The sequence below is a fragment of the Kitasatospora sp. NPDC086801 genome (genome assembly GCF_044745805.1).
In the GTDB taxonomy this organism is placed as follows: domain Bacteria; phylum Actinomycetota; class Actinomycetes; order Streptomycetales; family Streptomycetaceae; genus Kitasatospora.
In genome coordinates this window covers 20,411-41,246 of sequence record NZ_JBIVAX010000031.1, presented here as the reverse complement: position 1 = coordinate 41,246, position 20,836 = coordinate 20,411, and the positions used below count along the sequence as shown (strand labels likewise).

Genomic DNA, 20,836 nt, shown 5'->3' with positions numbered 1-20,836 from the left:
GCTATACCCCTGTTGGGGCGGTCGGCGGTTCGGCGCGGCGCCAGCGCCGCGCCGACGAGCAGGCCGAGCGCGAGCGCGCCCAGCGGTCCCGCACCGGAGCAGACATCGACCTGACGTGGTCCGCGGGGGGTGTCGGCCGCTGGAGCGTCACCGGTGCCGGCCACGACCGCCGCCTGGACGTCACCCTCAACACCACCGACTTCGCGGCCGACATGTACGAGATCCGGGAGAACGGCTACTACATCTCCCGCCACCCCTACGAGCACCAGGTCGACGACGCCGTCCGGCAGCTGCTCGCCGACGGCGTCGAGATCGGAGAGAGGACACCAGAGCCCACCCCCGCCTCGCCCACCCAGCCGGCCGTCGACAGCCCCGCCGGCCGATGGCGCCAGGGCCCACCCCCTCCCACCCGAACGGAAGGACGTGACCATGCTCGAACAGGGGGAATCCGCCCCTTCTCTGTGTCACATGATCGGGCGAAGCATGGAGTCATAGCGGGGCGAGTCTGGGTAGGGCTGCATCGTGCCCATCCAGGTGTAGCCCCATCGTTCGTAGAGTGCTCGGACCTTCGGGTGGTCCTCCTCGACCAAGAGGTGGGAGCGATCCTCCGGCCTGTGCGACAGCAGTTCCTCGTGCAAGGTGCGTGCAACGCCCGTGCCACGCCACTCCTTACGGACCATCACCTCGCACAAGGCAAAGGTCCTGTTATCGGTCTCCTCCAGCAGGTCGGCTGGCACCGGAGTGATCAGTCCGCCCCACCGGTACGCCGCCGTGCGTCCAAAACCGTAGGCGTACCCGACCACCGAGCCATCGACCTCTCCTAGCGCGCAGCCCCAGCGCGGCCCGGCAGCATGGCGGTGAAGGCGTTCGGTGAAGCGTTCGACACGGAAGAACGGATCAGAGGCTGCCTCCTCCGCGTACACCTCGGCGTACACCTCGATCAGTTGTCCCTCGATGACGGGCAAGTCGTCGGCGGTGTAGTAGCTGACGGTCAGGGTGGCGGCCACGCGGGTGCTCCTCACAAGGTGATCAGGACGTCGTAGCGTTCCACGAAGGACTTCGTCGTCGGTAGACCGAGGTCGGCCACCTTTCCTCGGAACTTGCCGAGACGCGTGGCCCAACGGGGGCAGTTCACTGAGGGATAGAGGGCGAGGGCCCCATCCGCCATGTCGATCGCCCGCTCCGGTTCGTCAGCGGCAAGGTAGCACTCGGCAAGGTGCACGCTCTTCGCGAACCTGTTACGCCTGAAGGCAGGGTCCAACAACCGCATGCCCTGCTCCTCCTGGTCGGCCGCCTTGTCGGCCTGACCCAGGTCCATGTGTGCCATGGCCGCAGCGCCAAGTAGCTCACCCGGGCCGACAAAGGCCAGCCACGCTGGCGGCGTTGTGCCGGTGGCCCTGTCCAGCGAAGTCTCGGCCCGTGCGAGAGCGCCTGCGCACCGGGTGCTCTCTCCGGAAGCCGCGTAACCGAGGGCGAGCCGGCCATGCAGCAGGGCGCTGAGGCGGTGGTCGCGGCTGTTACGCGTGGCATCCAGGGCCGCTCGGGCGATGGTGATGGTCTCCGTCGCCCGGCCAAGCTCCCAGCTCTGGCGGGACATATAGGCCCAGATGCGGGCCTGGAGCATGCGGTCGCCGGCCAACAGGGAGGCGCGCAACCCAGAGTCAAAATTCTGGCCCGCGCGGCTCTGGTCGCCGGTGTCGAAGGCGAACCATCCCGCGCTGGCATGTAGCTCGCCGATCACCTGGTAGAGCGCTGCTTCCACTCGGGGCCCGTAGACGCACCGGCCCATGGCGTCCTCGATCTGCTTGACGGCCTCTTCGGCGATGTCGGCGAGCTGCTCACCCCCGTAGGCGTCGTCCACGGCATGGAGTTCGTCGATGCTCCCCCGGATGCGCTCGACATCGGCCATCCCTATGCGCCCCGAGGTCGGCAGAGGTGCGAATGCAAAACCGATGAGGTTCCCAGTGGCGGCGATCATGAACTGACGACGGAGCACGTGATTCTCCTGAGGCTCGGCGGGCGTCTCTCCCAGCAGCGTAGATCGGGGCTGGACGGCCGCAAGCTGGCGGGCCCTCGCACCCGAAAGAGTGAACCCGAGCTGATCCGCAGGCAGGTCGAAAACATCCGTGAGTGCCACAAGGTAGTGCATCTGCGGTAGTCCCGTCTCGCCAGAGAGCCACCGCCGCACGTGTCGGTCCGTCGCACTCCCCGGCTGACCGAAACGCCGCTCCTCAGCGGCGTTAACGGCTCGCGCCAGGTCACTCGCGGACAACGTGTTCGTGAGCATGAGACCCCGAAGGACTTGGTTCGGGCGGGCGGCTGCCATAGGGGCTCCTCGGTCCGGTGAGGCGACGCTACCCCCCGGCACCCCGCCGTCAACCCTCAGAAATGTCCGGGGGCCGTGAAGACGACCACGCTGGAACGTCCTATCCGAAGTTGTGTGACCGACGGTTGACTGAATGTCAGCAGCCGACAGGCGAAGTGAGGACATTGGGGCCTCATGAACCCTGCGGCAGCTCGATCACACACCGACGCTGCCGGTCTTCGGCAGCTACTCAGAAGGGACGCCTTGATGAGCGACGGCAACAACAACCACGGTGACGACAGCGGCAACCAGCACGGGAACGACAACGAGAACGGCGGCGACGAGTAGCACGCCATCACCGTCTAGCCCTCGGGTAGCTCCTGGCCGGCACTCGCGTACCGGCCAGGAGGAAGCCCGATGCGGTCTCCGTGCACGCAGGCCGGGACTCCCTCCCGGTTGTACCGGAAGCCGTCGGCAGGGTTGAACGGGTAATCCCCGCTGGGGCGTTCGAGCACGTCGAACGCCCCAGCGGGGAGCCGAAGGCTTGGACAGATCCAGCAGGCGTCGTGGTCGTCGTCGTTGATGAACGGCTCGGCGGGCATGACCGCAAAGTAACCCCCCACCGCCACGGCGAAGGAGGACAGACCGATGGCGAGACGCAACCCCAAGCGTGAGTACCGCGAGGTCGACGTGGGTCGGAGCAAGAGTGAGTCGAACCGACTTCCCCCCCCCCGGCTGGAGCCCGCTGGACGACTACAGGACGGCCAACGCCGCCAGCTGCCCCCTGTCCGGGGCTGGCGAGCTTCAGATCGCCGCCGTGCGGTCCTGGTGCACCTGCCCCGCCTGCGTCGCCCGCAGGAACGCCGCATGAGCACCGACGGAGAGGCGCAACTGTGAAAGTCAGTGTGATCCAGGGCGACCCGGTCCGGCACCGCACGGACGGTTGGACGGGCACCGTCGCGGAGACCCCGAGCAGGCTCGCCAACCACGCCTGGGTGAACCGGGACAGCTCCGACGACCCGTACCCGGAATTCGTCCTCCTGAGCAACTTGGAGGCCGCGGATTGAGCACCCCGCTGCCCGCCCGGCTCACGGGCGGGGGGATCGTCACAGATCGGCCCGACGGCTACCGCGAGGGGGCCTGCTGGGTCTGCCGCCGGGAGGCGCTGGTCTGCGCGGGCACCTCGCTCCAGGCCCCCGGTGACCCCCATAGCACCTGCCGCCTGATCTGTAGCGACTGCATCACCCGAGCCCGGACGCCCCACCGCCGTGCCGCACTGCGGGCCGCGCTCGACAAGCGCCCGGCGTAGAGCCTCGTGGACGACCAGGACGACTATCGCGAGGCCGCCGAGAAGGCAGCGCGCGGCGTCCCCACCCCCGTACCGGTCGCCGTCGCCTACACACTCTCGCTGCTCGCACTCATAACGCTGGCAACGGCGTTGATCGCCTCTGGCCGCTTCTAGCCGCTCGGGGCCCACATTCTCCCGGCCTGCCGAAGGTGCCTTGTCAGGCCGGGCGGCACCACCCGCACCACTGCTCGCCCGCACTCGGGCAAGCAGAGCCAACCCGATTGGAGAGGCACATGAACCACCTCAACCCCGGTGACCCCCAGGTCACCAACCTGACCCGCCGCCTGGACCACAAGGTCCCGGACGGCGACTTCGCGCCCGTGGGCACCGAGGTCTGACCGCAGTTCCACACTGATGCCGGTTAGTTGACGGCATGGGCGGGTCGGCCCGGATAGCCGTCCGAGCCGACCCGCCACTCCGCGTCGCACACCCCCTGATCAAGGAGAGCCCGCATTGAAGACCGCCATCGCTGACCGTGTCCCCACCGGCTCCTTCTTCGACCTCGACCGCAAGGACCCGGACCTGCTCCACCTGCGCGAAGGCGGAGCGGACCGGGCCCTCCCGTTCGCCCTGATGGAGTGCCTGGTGAAGTCCAGCGTCCCCTTCGCGGAGCACGCCCGCTCCCTGCGCAGTGAGACCGTGGCCGTGGCCGGTGCGTCGTTCGACTGGTTCGACGCCGAGCTGCCGAGCGAGATCGCCAACGAGATCAATCTGGAGGATTACGAGATCGCCGAGCACACCGACGAGCGCCGTGTGTCGCTGACCGGTGCCCTGGACCGCCTGTCGCTGGTCCACCCCGAGGGGTTCGCCCGCGTGCGCGAGTTCGTCCGGGGGCTCCTGTGGGTCGGGCTCAAGCCCGGGGTCCGTACCTCCTCGCTGACCAGCTCCAGTGACCCGGCGCTTCCGTACGTCATCGTGTTCTCCGACAAGGCGTCGCGCCACATTCCGCCGAACACCGTCAGTGAGCGGCCCTCCGGTCTCTTCCTGGCGGAGAACATCCTCCACGAGGGCACGCACCAGTCGATCAGCTTCCACGTCCTCCAGCACCAGGTCTTCGCCGACGGATACTCCTCCCAGACCTCCCCCAAGATCGAGATCAAGTGGCGGGCGGGACAGGACGAGGACCGCAACCAGTACTGGGAGATCGACAGGGCCTTCCACGCGACCTGCGTCTACAACCAGCTGCTCCGGTTCCGCCAGACCGAACTGCGCCGCGTCGACCTCACGCCCAACGAGCGCGCCTGCTTCCAGAGCGCCTACGACGAGGGGCTGCCGGCCGTCCGCTACCTCATGCGCGAACTCGAAATCCTGCGCGAGCACTTCACCCCCCACGGCGTGGAGCTGCTGGCCGACCTGCGCAACCAGACCGACCAGCTGTAATGCCACGCTGAGCAGAACCGAACGACGGAGGGTCAAGTGCTCGGGCACCTCATCACACACGACGACAACCTTCGGATGGTCCCCACCGACCGCCTTGAGCTGACCACCGCAGTCGGCCAACTCCACAAGGAACTGCGGGCGCTGCCCGACGGGGCCGACCTCGCCCGTGCCCGGGTCCTGACCCGCTGGATCGGCATCGGCCAGTTGAGCCTGGGGAACTACGACGACGCACGCACCTTCCTGCGGCAGTCGCTCGACCTGGCCGCGACTCTCAGCAACACCCACGCCGTCGTCGCCACTGGGCTCAACCTCGGCGACGCGCACCGCTACGCCGGGGACCTACGGGACGCGGACGCCCTTTACCGCAGCGCGCTGGGCACCGCGCGCCAGCAGCACCCGGAACTCGTGGACTACGCGCTCCAGCACACCGGCAAGGCCCTGATGGAACGAGGCGACCTTGCAGGTGCCCAGGCCCACCTGCAAGAGGCGCTGCGCCTGCGGATTGCCAAGGGCGACACCGAACTAGTCGAGTCCACGCAGGCCGCGCTCGATCGGATGGAGCTGCTGCTCGCCAAGGCCGCCGCATCCCCAGCCCCGGGCCTGACACCGCGCGACTGGAGCAGCCGGTGGACCTCCTGGCTCCAGTCCCGCACCACGACACGGACGCCGGCCCGCTGGGCGGAGGACTTCCCCGCCCTGCGGGACGCCACGCGGGCACTCACCGCACACCAGCGAGTGCACCCGCGCCACCTGCGCCACCAGCGTGATCAGTCGCTCCCCGCCGCCCTGATCGCCGCCATGGCGGAGGAGGCCGAGAAGGCCGTTGCCGCTGACGGATACCTCCACAACGGCAAGTGGAACGCGGCCGTCGGCGACGCTGCGAACAGCTTCGCCGAACAGGTCGACCTCGCCTCCGTCGTGGCGCGTTCCACCGGCATGGTCGTGGAGCAGCCCCACAGCGCCGTCTACATCGCGTACACGGAGGCAGGGCAGTTCCTCGACTTCCACGTGGATGAGCTGGGCTTCGGCGAGGCGAACCTGATCCTTTGCCTGCGGCACGAGCGCCCCAGCGGGGCGCCCCAGGTCAGTGCCACCGTCTTCATCAACGCCGACCGCTATCTCACATGCGCGCTTGCGCCGGGTGACTGCGTCGTCTTCGACGGAGCCCTCACGCCGCACGGCCGCACGCCTCTCAGCGCTGGAGAGAGTGTCACCCTCATCAGCTTCGGCTTCCGTGCGCGAGATGAAGCGCTCCGCGCACCCACGAACCTCCCCTCGGCCCCTCAGTAGACCGGAGCACCCCATGGAACGCGTTGCCCTCGTCCTTGCCCTGCTCGTCTACGCCGTGACCGGCGTCCGGTACTACCGCACGCCCCGGGACGAGGCCGACCTCGGCACGCTCCGGTACGCCCGCGTCGGCGACCGGCGAACGGTGGAGGTCTGGCAGAAGGGTCTGGGGTTCAAGGCCCAGGTCTTCGACACGTACTGACCATCTCGCACCCCCGCCGCCCTCAACCCCCAGCGGCGGGCCCGCCTCCGCCCTGCGGCTGCCCCCGCTGCCGCAGGGCGGAGGACTCTCCACCCTCCTCAGGAGTAGCTATGTGGGCCACCACCGAACAAGACCGGCAGGCCATGCTCAAGGCGCTCGTGATCGCCGCGCTGCCGGCCATCGCCCTCCGGTACGCCTCCGGCGTCGGCGTCAGAAGGCTCGCGACGGTTTACGGGTGCGACTCCAAGTGGCTCCAGGCCCAGATGATCAAAGCCGGGTACCGCGTCCGGCCGCTTGAGGAAGCAACCGGCCTGCGCCCCGCACCCTGGCCGTGGATGCCTATCAGCATGCCAGGGCGGAAGACGATGCCCTGAGTGGGCGCCCCGCTTAAACCGGAGCCTCCAAGCTCACGCGACGAGCGCGTAGCTGGTGAGCTGTACGTGTTTCCGCAGGCCAGGGGTTAAGTCTACGTCTGTGTACTTACTCCAGGCCGCGAAGTTGGCGACCAGGGCGACGGCCGCGGCAGCGGGCCCGCCGTTCAGCGCGAGCCAGGCGAGGTGGGCCGGGTAGGCCTGGCAGTCGGGCAGCGGCGGCCGGGCGGAGAGTTCGTCCGGGCCGAGGCCGCAGGCGGCGGCGAGGCCGGGCAGCGTGCGCAGCGCGGCGCTCTCGCCCTCGGCGAGGGTGGCGAACCAGGCGCTCAGCGGCCGGTCGGCGCTGCGGGTGGCGAGCAGCAGGAGGCTGCGTCGGTCGGAGGAGATGATCCGGTGCTGCTGGGCGGCGAGTTCGGCCAGGGCCGTGCGGGGCGCGGTGCCTTCGGCGAGCGCCGTGACGAGTGCCGGGGCGGCGTCGCCGGGTGCCAACTCGGCGCGCAGGTCGCGGATCTGGTCGAGGATCGGGTGGTTCACCGGTGCCTCCGTGGTGCGGTTCGGTCCCGGTGCCATTCCTACCGCCTGGCGGGGACCGGGTGGTGGCGACAGGCCGGGGCGGGCCCCGGGTCGCTCCCGGCCCCGCGGGTGCGGGGCCGGGAGCGGTCGGCGCGGTCGGTGGATCAGGACCCGGCGCAGGCGCTGGTCACGTCGCCGGCGGCGTCGGTGATCGCCCCGATGTTGGGCATCTTGCCCTTGGAGACGTTGTCCTGGGCGCTGGAGACGGCCTTGTTCAGTTTGTCGGTGGCCTTGTCGAGCTTGTCGCCGCTGTTGTGGTCGCGGAGCTTCTTGATGTCGTCGCCGACCTTCTTCAGGGCGTCGGTGGTGTGTTTGCGGCGCTCCTGGTCGGTGAGCTGGCCGACGTTGATGGCCGATGAGGCGAGGTCCTGGATGTCGCCGGTGATGCTGACGGCCTGTTTGCCGCAGTCGAGTGCCTGGTCGACGTCCTTGCACGCGCTGAGCAGTGGGGCGGTGGCGAGCAGCGCGAGTGCGGCGGCGGCCAATCGGTACGGTTTCTTTGTCATGTCTGTATCCCTCCCGCCGGCATCAACGCCTGATCGCCCACCCGTGGTTCCGCCCGATCGGGTGAATCATGGGTGAACCTTTACTGTCGGCCAGGAACGGGAGTTGATGGAACATCAGATTCCGCACTCGACTTCGCCGACTTCACGTCACGGGCGCTGCCCGTGACGTGAAGTTGTCCGGGACTGCTGCCGGTTGGCCGGTCCGGACAGGTCGCGCACCAGCCGGGCGAGGGTCGGTGTGTCGACCCCGTGTGCGGCGGCGGCCCGCAGGACGGCGCCGCCGACGGCATCCAGCTCGATCGGGCGGCCGGCCTCCACGTCGCGCTGCATCGAGGACTTCATCGACCCGGGCACCCGGTCGAAGGCGGCGAGCAGGGCCTGCGCGTCCGCCGGGGCGCCGGCCGCGCCGGAGACGGCCGCGATCTCGTCCAGGACGGTGAGCAGTTCGGGCCGGTGCTGGGTGCGCACGACGCCGACCTCGCTGCGGTGGCGGGTGGTGAGCAGCGCGAACGGGGCGAGGAAGGAGAGCTTGCTCCAGAGCATCGCGGTCTCGTCCTCGCACAGCGTGACGTCGAGGCCGGTGAGCCGCAGTTGCTCGGCCAGGTCCTCCACCGGTCCGGCCAGTTCGAGCACGGCGAAGGGGCTGGTGTGCTCGATCCGCCCGGGGGCGGTCCGGGTGGCCTCGACCCGGATCGTGCCGGCCGCGACCTGCCCGGCCGGGTACCGCTCGCGCAGCGCCGCGACGTGGTCGATTCCGTTGAGCAGCGGCACCACGACGGCGGAGCCGAGGGCCTGCGGCGGCATCCGGTCGAGCGCGGCGGTGAGCGCCGTCTCCTTGACGGTCACGAACGCGGCGTCGACCGGCTCGCGCAGTTCGGTGGCGGCCTCGACCCGGGCGGTGAACTCGCCGAACTGCCCGCTGTGGACGTGCAGTCCGTCCCGGTCGAGGACGGCGGCGGTCTCCTCGCCGGCCAGGCAGATCACCCGGTGCCCGGCGCGTGCGAGCAGTCCGCCGATCAGGCCGCCGACGCCGCCCGGTCCGAGGACGGCGATGGTCGAGGGGGTGGCCGTCATGTCGACTCCTGGGCGTGGGACGGGGGATGGGATGTGGCTGAGGACCTCGATGGTGGGGTCGGGCGGCCCCGGGGGCCGAGGAGCGCGCGGGGCGCGCCGCTCGGCCGGTCCAGGGTAGTGCGTCACCTGCTGTGCTGCCTGCCGGTCGTCATGACCGGTCGAGCCTCACAGCCGGTCGGCCCTCACGGCCGGTCGGGGTAGCGGTCGATCAGCTTCGTCAGGGCGTCGAGCCTGGTGAGGGTCCGGTCCTCGGGAAGCTCCTCGAGAAAGAGGGTCAGCCGTTCGACGCCGGCTTCCACGTAGGCGTCGATGAGGCGCTCGTCGCCCGGGACGTTGTAGACCGACAACGGTACGCCGTCGGCGGCGGCCAGTTGCTTCGGGACGTCGGCGGGGTCGGCGACGGCCGTGGGCATCCACACGTCGCCGTACGTCCGCACCCTGGCCAGCACGCGAGGTCCCTCGCCGCCGTGGTAGATCGGGGGCGTGCGCAGGGGCTTGGGCCAGGAGTGGATCGGGGCGAAGTCGATGTGCTCGCCGTGGAACTCGGCCTCGTCCTTGGTCCAGATCTCCTTGAGCGCGGCCAGCTGCTCGGTCAGGCGCGCGCCGCGGGTGCGGGGGTCGACGCCGTGGTCGCGCATCTCGTCGGTGTGCCAGCCCGCGCCGACGCCGAACAGGAACCGGCCGCCGGACAGGCGGTCGAGGCTGGCCACCTCCTTCGCCGTCTGGAATACGTCCCGCTGCGGAAGGATGGCGATGCCGGTGCCCAGCAGCAGCCTGCCGGTGACCGCCGCGGCCATCGACAGGGCGACGAACGGGTCGTAGGTGCGCAGGAGCGACCGGGGCGGCGGGCCGCCCTGCGGATACTCGGCCTCCGAGTGCACCGGGATGTGCGTGTGCTCGGGGGCGAACACCGCGTCGAACCCGCGTTCCTCCAAGGCCTTGGCCAGCCGGTCCGGGCGGATGCCCTCGTCGGTCATCAGACTGTGCACACCGAACTTCATCTCAGACCGCCGCCACGATCGCGGCGCGGTGGCGTGCCAGCCAGCCGTCCAGGGGTTCGAGGCTCGGGTTGAGCCGGCGCACCAGGTCCAGGTCGCGAGCGCCGGTGAAGTAGGCGGACGCCTCCGAGTAGAACTCGAACATGTTCGCCACCTCCACCGCGATCGGGTGTCCGGCGGCGCGCGCCTGTTCGTAGGTCTGCGGCCGGTAGGTCACCTGCTCGCCGAGGAGCTTGGTGAACTTGGCCGCCAACTCGTCGCCCGTGGCGTGCTCACCGGCGATGCTCACGGTGCGGCCGACGAACTCCACGCCGCGTCGCAGGACGCCCAGCGCGGTGCGGCCGATGTCATCGGCGGCGATCATGGCCAGCGGGTTGGCCGCCATGGGGGTGGTGAGGACGAGTTGTCCGTCGGCGTCGCGGTGCGGGCCCTGCCCCTGGGCGAACGCCTCGTAGTAGAAGGTGCTCTGCAGGAAGGTCGTCGGGACGCCGAGGCCGGTGAAGGCGGTGTTGGCCTCCGCCTTGGCGTCGAAGTGCGGCACCGCGTACGCGCCGAGCGGCGTCGGCACCGTACGGCCCAGGTGGGCGAAGTACGGCCGGGTGTCCTCCAGGGTGGACCACACCACGTGCCGCAGGCCGTTCGCCTTCGCGGCGCGGGCGGCGGCGTGGGCCTGGTCGATCTCCATCTGGGCCCGGTTCCTGGCCGCCTCCTGCGCCGGTGTCAGTGGTGCCCAGAAGTTGGTCACCACGTAGGCGCCGTAAGCGCCCGCGAACGCGCGGTGCACGCTGGCCTCGTCGTCCAGGTCGGCCCGGACCACCTCCGCACCGCGCTCGGCGAGCGCACGCGCCTGCGGGGAGCCGTCGTCCCGCGTGAGGACACGGACCGTGAAACCGCTGTCGGGGGTGTCGAGGACCGCGCGCACCAGGCCGCCGCCCTGCGCACCGGTCGCGCCCACCACTGCAATGATCTTCTGTTCGGTCATGCCTCCACCCTGGCACCGGTTCCGCCCTCGCGCGTGCCCCGGCGCTGGGTACCCACGGCAGGGGGTGGCAGCGCGTCGGCCTGCGGCATGACAATGGCCCCATGGCTGAGGACTTGGGCGAATTCCTACGGGCCCGCCGCGCCGCGCTGACCCCCGAGGACAGCGGCGTGCCGACGTACGGGACGCCACGCCGTGTGCCGGGACTGCGCCGCGACGAGGTGGCCCGCCTCGCCGGCATCAGCGTGAACTACTACACGCGCCTTGAACAGGGCGAAAGCCACCAGATGTCGGACTCCGTGCTTCAGACACTGGGCAGCGCCCTCCGGTTGACCGTGGACGAGCAGGCCCACCTGCTCCGCCTCGCCCGGCCCGCCCAGGCCCGGCAGACCCGCCACCCCTACGGCCCGGAGCAACTGCGCCCGTCCGTGCTCGCGCTGGTGGAGAGCACCATCGACCAGGCGGCGATCGTCGTGGGCCGCTACTTCGACCTGCTCGGCGCCAACCGGCTCGGCTACGCGCTCTACGGCCTCACCCCCGGCCGGCCCGCCAACCTGGCCAAGTTGATGTTCCTGAGCCCGGCCATGGCCGACCTGCTGCCGAACTGGCGCACCGAGGCGGTCCACACCGCGGCCTACCTGCGGATGGCCACCGGCGACATGCCGGACGACCCCGCCCTCGCCGACCTCGTCGGCGAACTGAGCATAAAGAGCCCCGAGTTCGCCCGCATCTGGGCCGCGCAGCCCGTCGCCGAGTGCGGACACTCGACGCGCCACTACCGCCACCCCCTGGTCGGCCCCCTCGAACTGCGCGAGGAGAGCCTGCGCGTGTCCGGCGACCCCGGCCAGCGCATCGTCTTCCAGGGCGCTGCGCCCGGAACCGACTCGGCGGACCGCCTCCGCATGCTCGACACGATCAGTTCGTCCTACCCCACGTAGTCGACTCGTAGCCGGCCACATCGCCGGCCACATCGCCGGCCCACCGGCGAGGGCCACCCCGAGCAGAGGGCCCGTCCCTGGTGTCGTGCGCCGCAGACCGGGCAGGTTCGAGGGCACGCCCTGCGCGAGCTGCGGGGTTCGGTTTTCCGAACCCCGCATTCGGGGGCCAGCCCGATCGGACGTGCGGCCGTTCGTGCCCAGGATGGAGGGCATGAACGGGATGACGACAGCCGCCGCGGCGGCGGCGAGTGGCGAGGCGGCGGGCGCGGCCCTGACCGGGGACGGGCTGCACCGGGAGTACGGGCGGGGCGCGGCCGCCGTCCGGGCGTTGCGGGGGGTGTCCGTGGCCTTCGCACCGGGGACGTTCACGGCGGTGATGGGGCCCTCGGGCTCCGGCAAGACGACGCTGCTGCACTGCCTCGCCGGGATGGACCGCCCCACCCGGGGCACCGTCCGGTGGGGCGGGACGGAGGTGTCCCGGCTGCCCGAGCGGCGGCTCGCGCAGCTGCGCCGCACCCGGGTGGGGTTCGTGTTCCAGGCGTTCAACCTGATGCCCGCGATGACCGTCGCGCAGAACGTCGAGCTTCCCGGACGGCTCGCGGGGGCGCGCCCGGAGCTGGCGCAGGTGCGGGAGGCGCTCGCCCGGGTCGGTCTGTCCGGGCGGGAGCGGCACCGGCCCGGGCAGTTGTCCGGCGGCCAGCAGCAGCGGGTGGCGATCGCCCGGGCGCTGGTCGCGCGGCCGGCCGTGCTGTTCGCGGACGAGCCGACCGGCGCGCTCGACCGGGCGACCGGGCACGACGTCCTCGACCTGCTGCGCTCCGGTGTGGACCTGGACGGGCGGACGTGTGTGATGGTCACCCACGATCCGGTGGCCGCCGGCTACGCGGACCGGGTGCTGCTGCTGGCCGACGGGCTGCTGGTGGACGAGCTCGACCGGCCGACCGCCGCACAGGTCGGCGAGCGGCTGAGCCGGTTGGGCGGGTGCGTGCGATGAGCCCCGTCCTCGCCCTGGCGGCCGGCCAGATCCGGCGCCGACCGGCCGCCTTCGCCGGGTTGGCGGTGGCGCTGTTCCTGGCGGTGGCGACGGTGACGCTGTTCGGTTCGCTGGTCGCGGCCCAGGTCACGGCCCCCGGCGCGGTGGCCCGCCGGCTGGTGGCCGGGCCGGGCCTGTTGCTGATCGCGGGGGCGTTCGGCGAGATCGCCGTCCTGGTCGCGCTGTTCGTCGTGGTCAACGCGCTCGGCTTCACCCTCCGCCAGCAGCACCGCGACCTCGCCCTGCTGCGGACGGTCGCCGCGACACCCCGTCAGGTGCGGCGGCTGGTGCGGGCCCAGGTCGCGGCGACCGTCCTGCTGACAGCCGTGCCCGGCGGCACGGCGGGCACCCTCGCCGCCCGGGGCTTCCTCGCCGCGCTCCAACGGCGCGGGCTGGCCGCGCCCGGTCTGCGCATTCCCGGAACGCCGGTGCCGGTGCTGGTCGCGCTGGCGGTGGCGCTGCTGGTCGGCCTGGCCGCCACCGCCCTCGCCGCCCGGCGGATCACCCGGCTCACCCCGGCGGTCGCGCTGACCGCCGACACCTCCGGCCAGCGGCGGACGGGCGTGCTGCGGGTGCTGGCCGGGCTGGCCGTCCTGGCGGGCGGGGCGCTGCTGCTGCGGCTCGCCGCGACCAGAGGGGCCGGTGAACTGGACAAGGCGGGGCAGGCGACGATGCTCGGCTCGCTGGTGCTGCTGGTCGCCCTCGCCCTGCTCGGGCCGCTCGCCGCGCGGGCCGTGGCCGCCGTGCTCGGCGCGCCGGTGCGGGTGCTGGCCCCCGGGGCCGGCTGGCTCGCCGACGCCAACCTGCGCGGCTACGCGGCCCGGCTCGCCTCGGCCGTGGTGCCGGTCGCGCTCCTGGTCGGGCTGTCGGGCACCATGCTGATCATGACGAGCACCGCCGAGCACGTGGTCCGTACGACCGGCGCCACGACCAGCGTCACCAAGGCGACGGACGTCTGGCTGCGCGAGGCGGAACTGGGGATGCTGGTCTGCTTCGCCGCCGTCTCCACCGTCAACACCCTGGTCGCCCTGACGGCCGACCGGCGGCGCGAGTTCGCGCTGCTGCGGCTGGTCGGCGCGACCAGGCGGCAACTGCTGCGGATGCTGTCCGTCGAGGCGGCCCTCACCACGGCGGTCGGCGTGCTGCTGGGTGCGGCGGTGGCGGCCGTCGCCTCGGGGGCGTTCGCCCGGGCGGTGACCGGGTCGGTGCTGCCGGTGGTGCCCGGCGCGGCGTGCGGCTGGGTGGTGGCGGGCGCGGCGGCGCTGACGGTACCGGGGATCCTGGGCACCGGCCTGCGGGCGATCCGAGGGCGCGCGGTCGAGGCGGTCGGAGGTGAGCGGGGTGAGCGGGGGTGAGCGGGGGTGACCGGGCCCTTCGCCGGGTCCGGTGGGGTCGGGCCGAAGCCGCATGGGTGGGCCGTCGGGGCGGTGAGCACGGTGAGGGCGGCGAGTGCGGTGAGGGCGGCGAGTGCGGTGAGCGGGAGTGGTGAGGCGGACGGTGGCTGAGCGGCGGCGGTATCTGTCGGTGCGCGGTGGCGAGTTGGCCTTCGCGCTGCTCGGGCTGCCGCTCGGCGTGCTCGGCGGGGTCTACGCCGTGGCCGTCCTCTATGCCGGGGCGTTGCTCTCGCTCACCGTGCTCGGGCTGCCGTTCGTGGTGGCCGCCCTGGCCGGGGCGCGCGGGTTGGGCGGGCTGCACCGGAGACTGGTCGGGCGGCTGCTCGGTGAGCCGGTGCCTGGGCCGGGGGCGCTGCCCCGGCCGTCCGGGGCGATCGCCCGGGGCCGGGCGGTGCTGACCGATCCGGTGGCCTGGCGGGCGCTGCTCTACCTGCTGCTGCGGCTGCCACTCGGGGTGCTCGGCTTCCTGGTCGCCGTCGGGCTGCCGCTCAGCTGTGTCTGGCTGGTCGGCTTCCCGCTGTGGGTGCGCCTGCTGGAGCCCGGGCCGCGACCGGTCGGCTGGCTGGACGTGGCCGGGGCCCCGGCCGGGCTCGCCGTACTGGCGGCGGTGCCGGCGGCCCTGCGGGCGGTGAGCGCGGCCAACCGGGGCCTCGCCCGGCTGCTGCTCGGACCGGTGCGGTCGCAGCAGCGGGTGCGCGAGCTGGAGACCGCCCGGGCCACCCTGCTCGCCGAGAACACCGACCGGCTGCGCCGCCTCGAACGCGATCTGCACGACGGGACGCAGGCACAGCTGGTCGCGCTCGCCATCACCCTCTCGCTGGCCGACGACGCCCTCGGCGAGGCCGCCGGTGAGGCCGCCGGTGATGCCGTCAGCGGGGCCGTCAGCGAGGCCCAGCCCGAGCGGGCCGCCCAGCCCGGCCCGAGCGGCGCTCCGGACGCCGAGCGCCTGCGCACCCTGGTCGACCGGGCCCGCCGACAGACCGACGACACCATCGCGGAACTGCGCCGGCTCACCCGGGGCATCCACCCGGTGGCGCTGGACGGCGGCCTCGCCCAGGCGCTGCCCGGGCTCACCGCCACCGCGCCGGTGCCGGTCACGGTACGGCTGGACCTGCGGGAGCGGCCGGACGAGGCGATCGAGCAGGCCGTCTACTTCTGCGCGGCCGAGTTGCTGACCAACGTCGCCAAGCACAGTGGCGCGGCGGCGGCGGAGCTGACGGCGAGCGCAGCCGACGGCCGGGTGCGGTTGACGGTGCGCGACGACGGCCGCGGGGGCGCCGCGCCGGGCGGGGGCTCCGGTTCGGGCTCTGCTCCGGGTGCCGGTTCGGGCTCGGGCTCCGGCGCGGGCTCCGGCTCGGGCCTGGCGGGCCTGGCCGAGCGGCTCGCGGCGGTGGACGGGGTACTGCGGGTGGACAGCCCACCGGGCGGGCCGACGACGGTCACCGCCGAACTGCCGAGCAGCCTGTGACGGGTGGCCGCGGCGCGGCCGCTCACGGCACCCGCTGCTCCCGGCTCAGGTGCCGTTCTCGGCGAGGTAGGTGAGGACGGCCTTCACCCGCCGGTTGTCGGCGTCGGTCGCCGGCAGGTCGAACTTGGTGAAGACGGCGGCGACGTGCTTCTCCACCGCCCGCTCCGAGACCACGAGCAGCCCGGCGATCGAGCGGTTGGAGTGGCCCTGCGCCATCAGTTCCAGCACCTCCCGTTCGCGTGGGGTGAGCGCGTCGACCCGGCTGCGCCGCCCGCCGTGCATCAGGCTGTTGACGATCTCCGGGTCGAGCACCGTGCCGCCGCCGGCGACCCGGTGCAGGGCGTCGACGAACTCCGAGGTGCGGGCGACGCGTTCCTTCAGCAGGTAGCCGATTCCGGCGGCGCCACCGGCGAGCAGCCGGGCCGCCCAGGCGGTCTCGACGTGCTGGGAGAAGACCAGGATGCCGACCCCGGGCGCGGTGGAACGGAGCTCGACGGCGGCGCGGATGCCCTCGTCGGTGTGGCTGGGCGGCATCCGGATGTCGACCACGGCCACATCGGGCCGGTGCTCGGCTACGGCGGCGACCAGTTCGGGGGCCGTCCCGGCGGTGGCGACCACGGCGCAGCCGCGCGCGGTGAGGAGTTCGACCATGCCGTCCCGGAGGATCACCGAGTCCTCGGCGAGGACGACACGGAGCTGCTTGTCGATCATGTTGCCATTATCGGGGGCGGCCGGGCCGCCGCCATCGCCGGACGGTCATGCTGCCGCTCTGACCGACCGCGCCGCCCTGTTGCTGTTCCTCCCGCCCGCCCTGCCCGGCCGCTCGCCGCGCCGGGCGTCGGACCGTTCACCGCAAGGATTCTGACGATTCATCAGTGCTGGGTTCCCTGCCGCCCGCGCCAGGCGTGGACGCCGGGTGCGACCTCGACGACCTCGGGCGGGTAGGCGTCCCGGACGAGTTCGAGCAGGGCGCGCTGCTCGTCCAGCCAGCCGGGTGCGGGGGACAGGACGACCCGGAGGGTGACGCCGGAGTCCTCGGCGTCGGAGACGGTCACCCGGAGCCCGCCGGGCCGCCCGGGCTCGATCCGTAGTTCGGGGCCGTGCTCCTCGTCCAGCCAGCGCACCGCCTCGCGCCGCGCCAGTCGCTCCAGGGCGGCTTCCCACTGCTGCAATTGACGTTCCGTCACCAGCGTGACGAACTGCCCGCGGGCCGAGTCGGCGGTGACGGTGATCTCGCAGTCCAGCCAGTCGTGGCCGAGCAGGGAGCCCGGTGCGTGCCGCCCCAGCACCCGTACCCGTACGCTCCGGCCGCCGGTGCGCCCCTCGTGGCCGGTGGCGTCATCGGTGCCGGGGCGGTCCGTCAGTCTGATCAACTCGTTCTGATGCGAAGCGACTTCACGCACGGTGCACTCCTGGTCACTGCGAATCCAAGGGGTGACATCCTCGCGCAGGTGTTCGCCTGGTGCCAGTCCGTGGGAGGGGTTCGTCCTCGACGTGCCGACGGCCCGGCCGACCGGGGAGGTCGGACGGGCCGGGCGGGGTGGCGAGCGGCCACCGGTCAAAGCTGGTCAGGGCTGGGGTCGGCGCTGGTCAGGGCCGGTGCGAACCGGCGGGGGCCCGCCGGTGCCGGTCAGCGACGGTCAGCGTCGGTCAGCGCTGGTCGGCGTAACCGGTGAGGACGGTGGTGAAGATCGGCTCGCCGTTCTGGTGGCCGGTGACGGTGGTGGTGAGGGCGTCCGGGTCGTCACCGGGGGTGTGCCGGGCGGTGATCGTGGTGGGGGCGTCGTGCTCGGCGTACCGGTGGTAGGTGGTCGCGGCGGAGGCCGGGAGGACGGTGGCCGGTGAGGTGAGCGCGTTGGTGGCCTGGCGGGCGGCCTCCAGCAGGACCATGCCGGGGATGTGGTCGTTGGCGTGGTCGAAGAGGATCGGGTGCCAGGGGTCGGGGGTGAGGTGCCAGGTCCCGGGCGCGTCGGCCGGGGACAGGACGACGTCGCAGGGGCGGATCCGGCCCACTCGGCCCGGAGTCAGCGGCTCGCCGGAGACGGCGGGTGCCGGGTCGGCCTCGCGGCGTGCCCCGCGCAGCCGCCGGTAGGTGGAGTCCGGCACGGTGGTGAACCGGGCGTGGCCGGTGGCGGCGAGGTGGGCGCCGCGCCGGACGACGGTGCTGAGGGTGAAGTCGACGGTGGTGCCGGTCCGGCGCGGTTGTGGGACGAGTCTGGCTTCGATGGTGAGGTCGGTGGGTGCCGCGCCGATGAGCAGCTGGCGGGGGCGGGTGGTGTAGTCGAGGTTCCACATCATGAACTTGTGGTCGAGTGGGACGCCGAACTGGGTGTGCGCGAGGTAGAGCCCGGCTTGGCGGATCGTTTCAGCGGCCTGGATCGGGTCGTGCCGGGTGCCGTCGGGAGTGGTGAAGAACGTGTGGGCGCGCGGCCACTGTGCGGTGACGGCGAAGGTCGTCTCGTTCAGCTGCTCGCTGCCGGTGAGGAAGACCTCGGCGTGGCAGGCCCGGTGGACGTACTCCTTGGCAACGGTGCTGGTCAGGCGCAGTGCCGGGCCGGTCGGCACGGCCGGTCCGGCACTGCGGCCGGGGGTGGTGCCGTGGTCCGCGCCGGCGGCGCGGGAGATGGCGGGGGCGCGGTAGGCAAGCAGGGTCATGGGAGCGCTCCGGAAGGCCGTGACGGGCGGGGTGGGCTGCTCAGGGCTCGTAAGATACGTACCTTCCGGTTTGGTTTTCAAGGAGCCCGAACGAAGGTTCGTTGGCGGTCGAGCGTGGCCTCCTGGTCGCTCCGGGTGCCGTGCGACGGTCGGCCGGGTGGGCCGAGCCTGGGGTGGATGCCGCCTGGCCTGCAAAGGAATCCCCAAGAGCGGGGTGACAGGTGCATTATCATGGCGGGTCGGTTCCGGTGGGGTGCGGCCGGAAGTGAGGGGATGGATTCCGGCTCTGTCGGTCGGAGGAGGGGCGGTGGTCGCTTTCCCGACCCGTACCGTCTACGCGGTTTTCCTTCACTCGAAGGCGGGTGCAGGTGACCTGGGGGCGAGGGATCGCCGGTTGACCGGCGGGTAAGATACGGGGTGTTTGGTTTTGTTTGCCGAGCGGTTCGGGCGGGGTGGTTGCGGTGGTGCGGCAGGAACGGGCGATCCGGACGCGGCGGCTGATCCTGGAGGCGGCGGCCTCGGTCTTCGACGAGTACGGGTACGAGGGGGCGACGATCGGCGAGGTGGTCGCCCGCGCGGGTGTGACCCGGGGCGCGGTGTACTTCCACTTCGCATCGAAGCGGGAACTCGCGCAGGGCGTCGTGGAGGAGCAGTTCGGCCAGGACGAGATCCCCGAACGGCAGTGCAAGCTCCAGGAGTTCGTCGACCTGGGGATGGTCGTCGCGCATCTCATGCCGCGTGACCCGCTGTTGAGCGCGGGCGCGCGGCTCTCCCTCGGCCAGGACGTGTTCGGCGACCTCAGCGGCGGTGCCACGCCCGGGTGGATCGCCCGGCTGGAGGCGGTGCTGACGGCGGCCGGCGAGCGGGGCGAGCTGCTGCCGCACGTGTTGCCGGCCGAGACGGCGTGGCTGGTGACCGGGGCTTGGACGGGCGTGCAGATCCAGTCCCAGAAGATGTCCGGCCGGGCGGATCTGGAGCGTCGGGTGGCCGTGCTGTACCGGCACGTGATGCCGAGCATCGCGGTGCCCGGGGTGCTGGCCACGCTGGATCTGGGGGCGGACCGTGGTGAGCGGGTGGTGGCCGAACTGGCGGCGGCCCGTGCTGGTGGCGCCTGACGGCTTGCGCCCGGGGCTGACGCGGCGGCACTCGCGGCGGCGGTCCGTTCGGTTGGTCACCGCAGTCCGGAGCTCGGTGGTCCGTTCAAAAACAAACAGCTCGTTCGGTTTTGTATTGACAAACCGTCCGTCCTGTTTTTGGATGAGCACCTGGTGCTCGGCTGTGCGGTAGCCGCGGCACCGGCCGGCCGGTGGCCGTCGGGGTCGCCGATCCGTCTGGATTGGGGTGGACGTCATGGAGATCCGGGTGTTGGGGGCCTTGGGGGTCCAGGTGTGCGGGGTGTCGGTGGTGCCTTCGGCGCCGAAACCACGGCAAGTGCTCGCCCTGCTGGCCCTGCGTGCCGACCAGGTCATCTCGGCGGGCGTCCTCGCGGAGGAACTGTGGTCCGGCCATCCGCCACGCAGCGCGCGCACCACCGTCCAGACCTACGTCCTCCAACTGCGCGACCTCATCGACCGGGCGCTCGCCCACCGCGATGACGCCGGAGGAGCGTGCGGAGCCAAGGACGTCCTGGTGACCTCGCCCGGCGGCTACCGGCTCGACAGCGGCGGCGGACTGGTCGACCTCCAGGAGTTCGACCGCCTCGCGGGCCTCGGCTACCGGGCCATGGACGGCGGCGACTTCCCGCTCGCCGCCCGCCAGTTGGGTGAGGCGCTCGGCCTGTGGCGCGGTCCGGCGTTCGCCGACGTCCCGCTCGGCGGTCAACTCGCCGTCGAGGCCAAGCGGTTGGAGGAGACCCGGCTCTGCGCGCTGGATCAGCGGATCGAGGCCGACCTGCGGCTGGGCCGCCACCGCGTCCTGCTCGCCGAACTCACCGTCCTGGTCGACCGCTACCGCACCCACGAGAGCCTGCACGGCCAGTACATGATCGCCCTGCACCGCTCCGGCCGACGGGGCGAAGCCCTGGAGGCCTACCAGCGCCTGCGCAACACCCTGGTACGGGAGTTGGGCATGGAACCCTCGGCCGGGCTGCGACGGCTACAGCGCTCCATCCTGCTCGCGAGCCCCGAGCGCCCCGAGCCCGACCGCGCCGCCACCCCCGCCACCCCCGTCGCCCCCACCGATCCGACCCCGTCCCGGACCACCCGGCTCACCCGCGTCGGCTGAGCCGTCGAGCCGTCGAGCCGTCGAGCCGTTGGAGCCGTTGGAGTCGGACTGGAGCAGGACTGGAGTAGGAAAAGTCTCAACTGTGCTTTCGGGGATACGCTT

General features: G+C 72.0%; 24 protein-coding genes. 13 read left to right on the top strand and 11 right to left on the bottom strand.

What is annotated here, in order from left to right:
- Positions 1–464: 464 nt before the first annotated feature.
- From ACIPLC_RS27155 to ACIPLC_RS27145, 3 genes are all read right to left on the bottom strand, one after another.
- On the bottom strand, positions 465–1,007 hold the full coding sequence (locus ACIPLC_RS27155) for a GNAT family N-acetyltransferase (RefSeq protein WP_363631306.1): 543 nt from the start codon (positions 1,005–1,007) through the stop codon (positions 465–467).
- Positions 1,008–1,018: 11 nt separating this feature from the next.
- Positions 1,019–2,149, bottom strand: coding sequence for a hypothetical protein (locus tag ACIPLC_RS27150; protein WP_400475633.1), 1,131 nt, complete (start codon positions 2,147–2,149; stop codon positions 1,019–1,021).
- A 518-nt stretch (positions 2,150–2,667) separates the two neighbouring features.
- Positions 2,668–2,907, bottom strand: a complete 240-nt coding sequence (locus ACIPLC_RS27145; RefSeq protein WP_400475632.1) for a hypothetical protein — start codon at positions 2,905–2,907, stop codon at positions 2,668–2,670.
- A 291-nt stretch (positions 2,908–3,198) separates the two neighbouring features.
- Here ACIPLC_RS27145 and ACIPLC_RS27140 point away from each other — a divergent pair, with 291 nt between their 5' ends.
- The 7 genes from ACIPLC_RS27140 (at position 3,199) to ACIPLC_RS27110 (ending at position 6,896) form a co-directional block, all read left to right on the top strand.
- A complete protein-coding gene (locus ACIPLC_RS27140; RefSeq protein WP_400475631.1) occupies positions 3,199–3,372 on the top strand; it encodes a hypothetical protein in 174 nt (57 codons plus the stop codon).
- Complete coding sequence (locus ACIPLC_RS27135; RefSeq protein WP_400475630.1) at positions 3,369–3,614, top strand: hypothetical protein; 246 nt, start codon at positions 3,369–3,371, stop codon at positions 3,612–3,614. Before ACIPLC_RS27140 ends, ACIPLC_RS27135 begins: the two co-directional genes overlap by 4 nt.
- A 6-nt stretch (positions 3,615–3,620) precedes the next feature.
- A complete protein-coding gene (locus tag ACIPLC_RS27130; RefSeq protein ID WP_400475629.1) occupies positions 3,621–3,767 on the top strand; it encodes a hypothetical protein in 147 nt (48 codons plus the stop codon).
- A 339-nt stretch (positions 3,768–4,106) separates the two neighbouring features.
- The gene (locus ACIPLC_RS27125) at positions 4,107–5,033 is read left to right on the top strand and encodes a hypothetical protein (RefSeq protein ID WP_400475628.1); all 927 of its coding nucleotides are present in this window, start codon (positions 4,107–4,109) and stop codon (positions 5,031–5,033) included.
- A gap of 75 nt (positions 5,034–5,108) precedes the next feature.
- The gene (locus ACIPLC_RS27120; protein ID WP_400475627.1) at positions 5,109–6,323 is read left to right on the top strand and encodes a tetratricopeptide repeat protein; all 1,215 of its coding nucleotides are present in this window, start codon (positions 5,109–5,111) and stop codon (positions 6,321–6,323) included.
- A 13-nt stretch (positions 6,324–6,336) separates the two neighbouring features.
- Positions 6,337–6,522 carry a hypothetical protein gene (locus tag ACIPLC_RS27115; RefSeq protein ID WP_400475626.1) on the top strand — a complete coding sequence of 62 codons (186 nt, stop codon included), beginning with the start codon at positions 6,337–6,339 and terminating at the stop codon, positions 6,520–6,522.
- A gap of 110 nt (positions 6,523–6,632) precedes the next feature.
- Complete coding sequence (locus ACIPLC_RS27110; protein WP_400475625.1) at positions 6,633–6,896, top strand: hypothetical protein; 264 nt, start codon at positions 6,633–6,635, stop codon at positions 6,894–6,896.
- Positions 6,897–6,929: 33 nt separating this feature from the next.
- Here the strand turns inward: ACIPLC_RS27110 and ACIPLC_RS27105 are convergent, their stop codons facing one another.
- The 5 genes from ACIPLC_RS27105 to ACIPLC_RS27085 form a co-directional block, all read right to left on the bottom strand.
- Complete coding sequence (locus tag ACIPLC_RS27105; protein ID WP_400475624.1) at positions 6,930–7,427, bottom strand: transcriptional regulator; 498 nt, start codon at positions 7,425–7,427, stop codon at positions 6,930–6,932.
- A 143-nt stretch (positions 7,428–7,570) separates the two neighbouring features.
- Positions 7,571–7,972, bottom strand: coding sequence for a hypothetical protein (locus ACIPLC_RS27100; RefSeq protein WP_400475623.1), 402 nt, complete (start codon positions 7,970–7,972; stop codon positions 7,571–7,573).
- 147 nt (positions 7,973–8,119) lie between these two features.
- Entirely contained in the window at positions 8,120–9,046 is a 927-nt protein-coding gene (locus tag ACIPLC_RS27095; protein WP_400475622.1) for a ketopantoate reductase family protein, read from the bottom strand.
- 182 nt (positions 9,047–9,228) lie between these two features.
- A complete protein-coding gene (locus tag ACIPLC_RS27090) occupies positions 9,229–10,035 on the bottom strand; it encodes an LLM class F420-dependent oxidoreductase (protein ID WP_400475621.1) in 807 nt (268 codons plus the stop codon).
- A gap of 13 nt (positions 10,036–10,048) precedes the next feature.
- Complete coding sequence (locus ACIPLC_RS27085; RefSeq protein WP_400475620.1) at positions 10,049–11,026, bottom strand: NmrA/HSCARG family protein; 978 nt, start codon at positions 11,024–11,026, stop codon at positions 10,049–10,051.
- A 101-nt stretch (positions 11,027–11,127) separates the two neighbouring features.
- On the opposite strand from ACIPLC_RS27085, the gene ACIPLC_RS27080 reads away from it, so the two are divergent.
- The 4 genes from ACIPLC_RS27080 to ACIPLC_RS27065 all read left to right on the top strand — a co-directional run bounded on the left by ACIPLC_RS27080 (position 11,128) and on the right by ACIPLC_RS27065 (position 15,856).
- A complete protein-coding gene (locus ACIPLC_RS27080) occupies positions 11,128–11,961 on the top strand; it encodes a helix-turn-helix domain-containing protein (RefSeq protein ID WP_400475619.1) in 834 nt (277 codons plus the stop codon).
- Between the two features lie 220 nt (positions 11,962–12,181).
- Complete coding sequence (locus ACIPLC_RS27075; protein WP_400475668.1) at positions 12,182–12,955, top strand: ABC transporter ATP-binding protein; 774 nt, start codon at positions 12,182–12,184, stop codon at positions 12,953–12,955.
- Complete coding sequence (locus ACIPLC_RS27070; RefSeq protein WP_400475618.1) at positions 12,952–14,349, top strand: FtsX-like permease family protein; 1,398 nt, start codon at positions 12,952–12,954, stop codon at positions 14,347–14,349. The genes ACIPLC_RS27075 and ACIPLC_RS27070 overlap by 4 nt, the downstream gene beginning before the upstream one ends.
- 142 nt (positions 14,350–14,491) lie before the next feature.
- On the top strand, positions 14,492–15,856 hold the full coding sequence (locus ACIPLC_RS27065) for a sensor histidine kinase (protein ID WP_400475617.1): 1,365 nt from the start codon (positions 14,492–14,494) through the stop codon (positions 15,854–15,856).
- Between the two features lie 45 nt (positions 15,857–15,901).
- On the opposite strand, the gene ACIPLC_RS27060 is transcribed toward ACIPLC_RS27065, so the two are convergent.
- The 3 genes from ACIPLC_RS27060 to ACIPLC_RS27050 all read right to left on the bottom strand — a co-directional run bounded on the left by ACIPLC_RS27060 (position 15,902) and on the right by ACIPLC_RS27050 (position 18,511).
- Complete coding sequence (locus ACIPLC_RS27060) at positions 15,902–16,567, bottom strand: response regulator transcription factor (protein WP_400475616.1); 666 nt, start codon at positions 16,565–16,567, stop codon at positions 15,902–15,904.
- Positions 16,568–16,728: 161 nt separating this feature from the next.
- Positions 16,729–17,259: a DUF5959 family protein gene (locus ACIPLC_RS27055; protein ID WP_400475615.1), complete on the bottom strand. Its 531-nt coding sequence runs from the start codon at positions 17,257–17,259 to the stop codon at positions 16,729–16,731.
- Between the two features lie 247 nt (positions 17,260–17,506).
- Positions 17,507–18,511: a ScbA/BarX family gamma-butyrolactone biosynthesis protein gene (locus ACIPLC_RS27050; RefSeq protein WP_400475614.1), complete on the bottom strand. Its 1,005-nt coding sequence runs from the start codon at positions 18,509–18,511 to the stop codon at positions 17,507–17,509.
- Between the two features lie 461 nt (positions 18,512–18,972).
- On the opposite strand from ACIPLC_RS27050, the gene ACIPLC_RS27045 reads away from it, so the two are divergent.
- Together ACIPLC_RS27045 and ACIPLC_RS27040 are read left to right on the top strand one after the other, a co-directional pair.
- Entirely contained in the window at positions 18,973–19,626 is a 654-nt protein-coding gene (locus ACIPLC_RS27045; RefSeq protein ID WP_400475613.1) for a ScbR family autoregulator-binding transcription factor, read from the top strand.
- A gap of 235 nt (positions 19,627–19,861) precedes the next feature.
- Positions 19,862–20,734: a BTAD domain-containing putative transcriptional regulator gene (locus ACIPLC_RS27040; protein ID WP_400475612.1), complete on the top strand. Its 873-nt coding sequence runs from the start codon at positions 19,862–19,864 to the stop codon at positions 20,732–20,734.
- Positions 20,735–20,836: the final 102 nt, after the last annotated feature.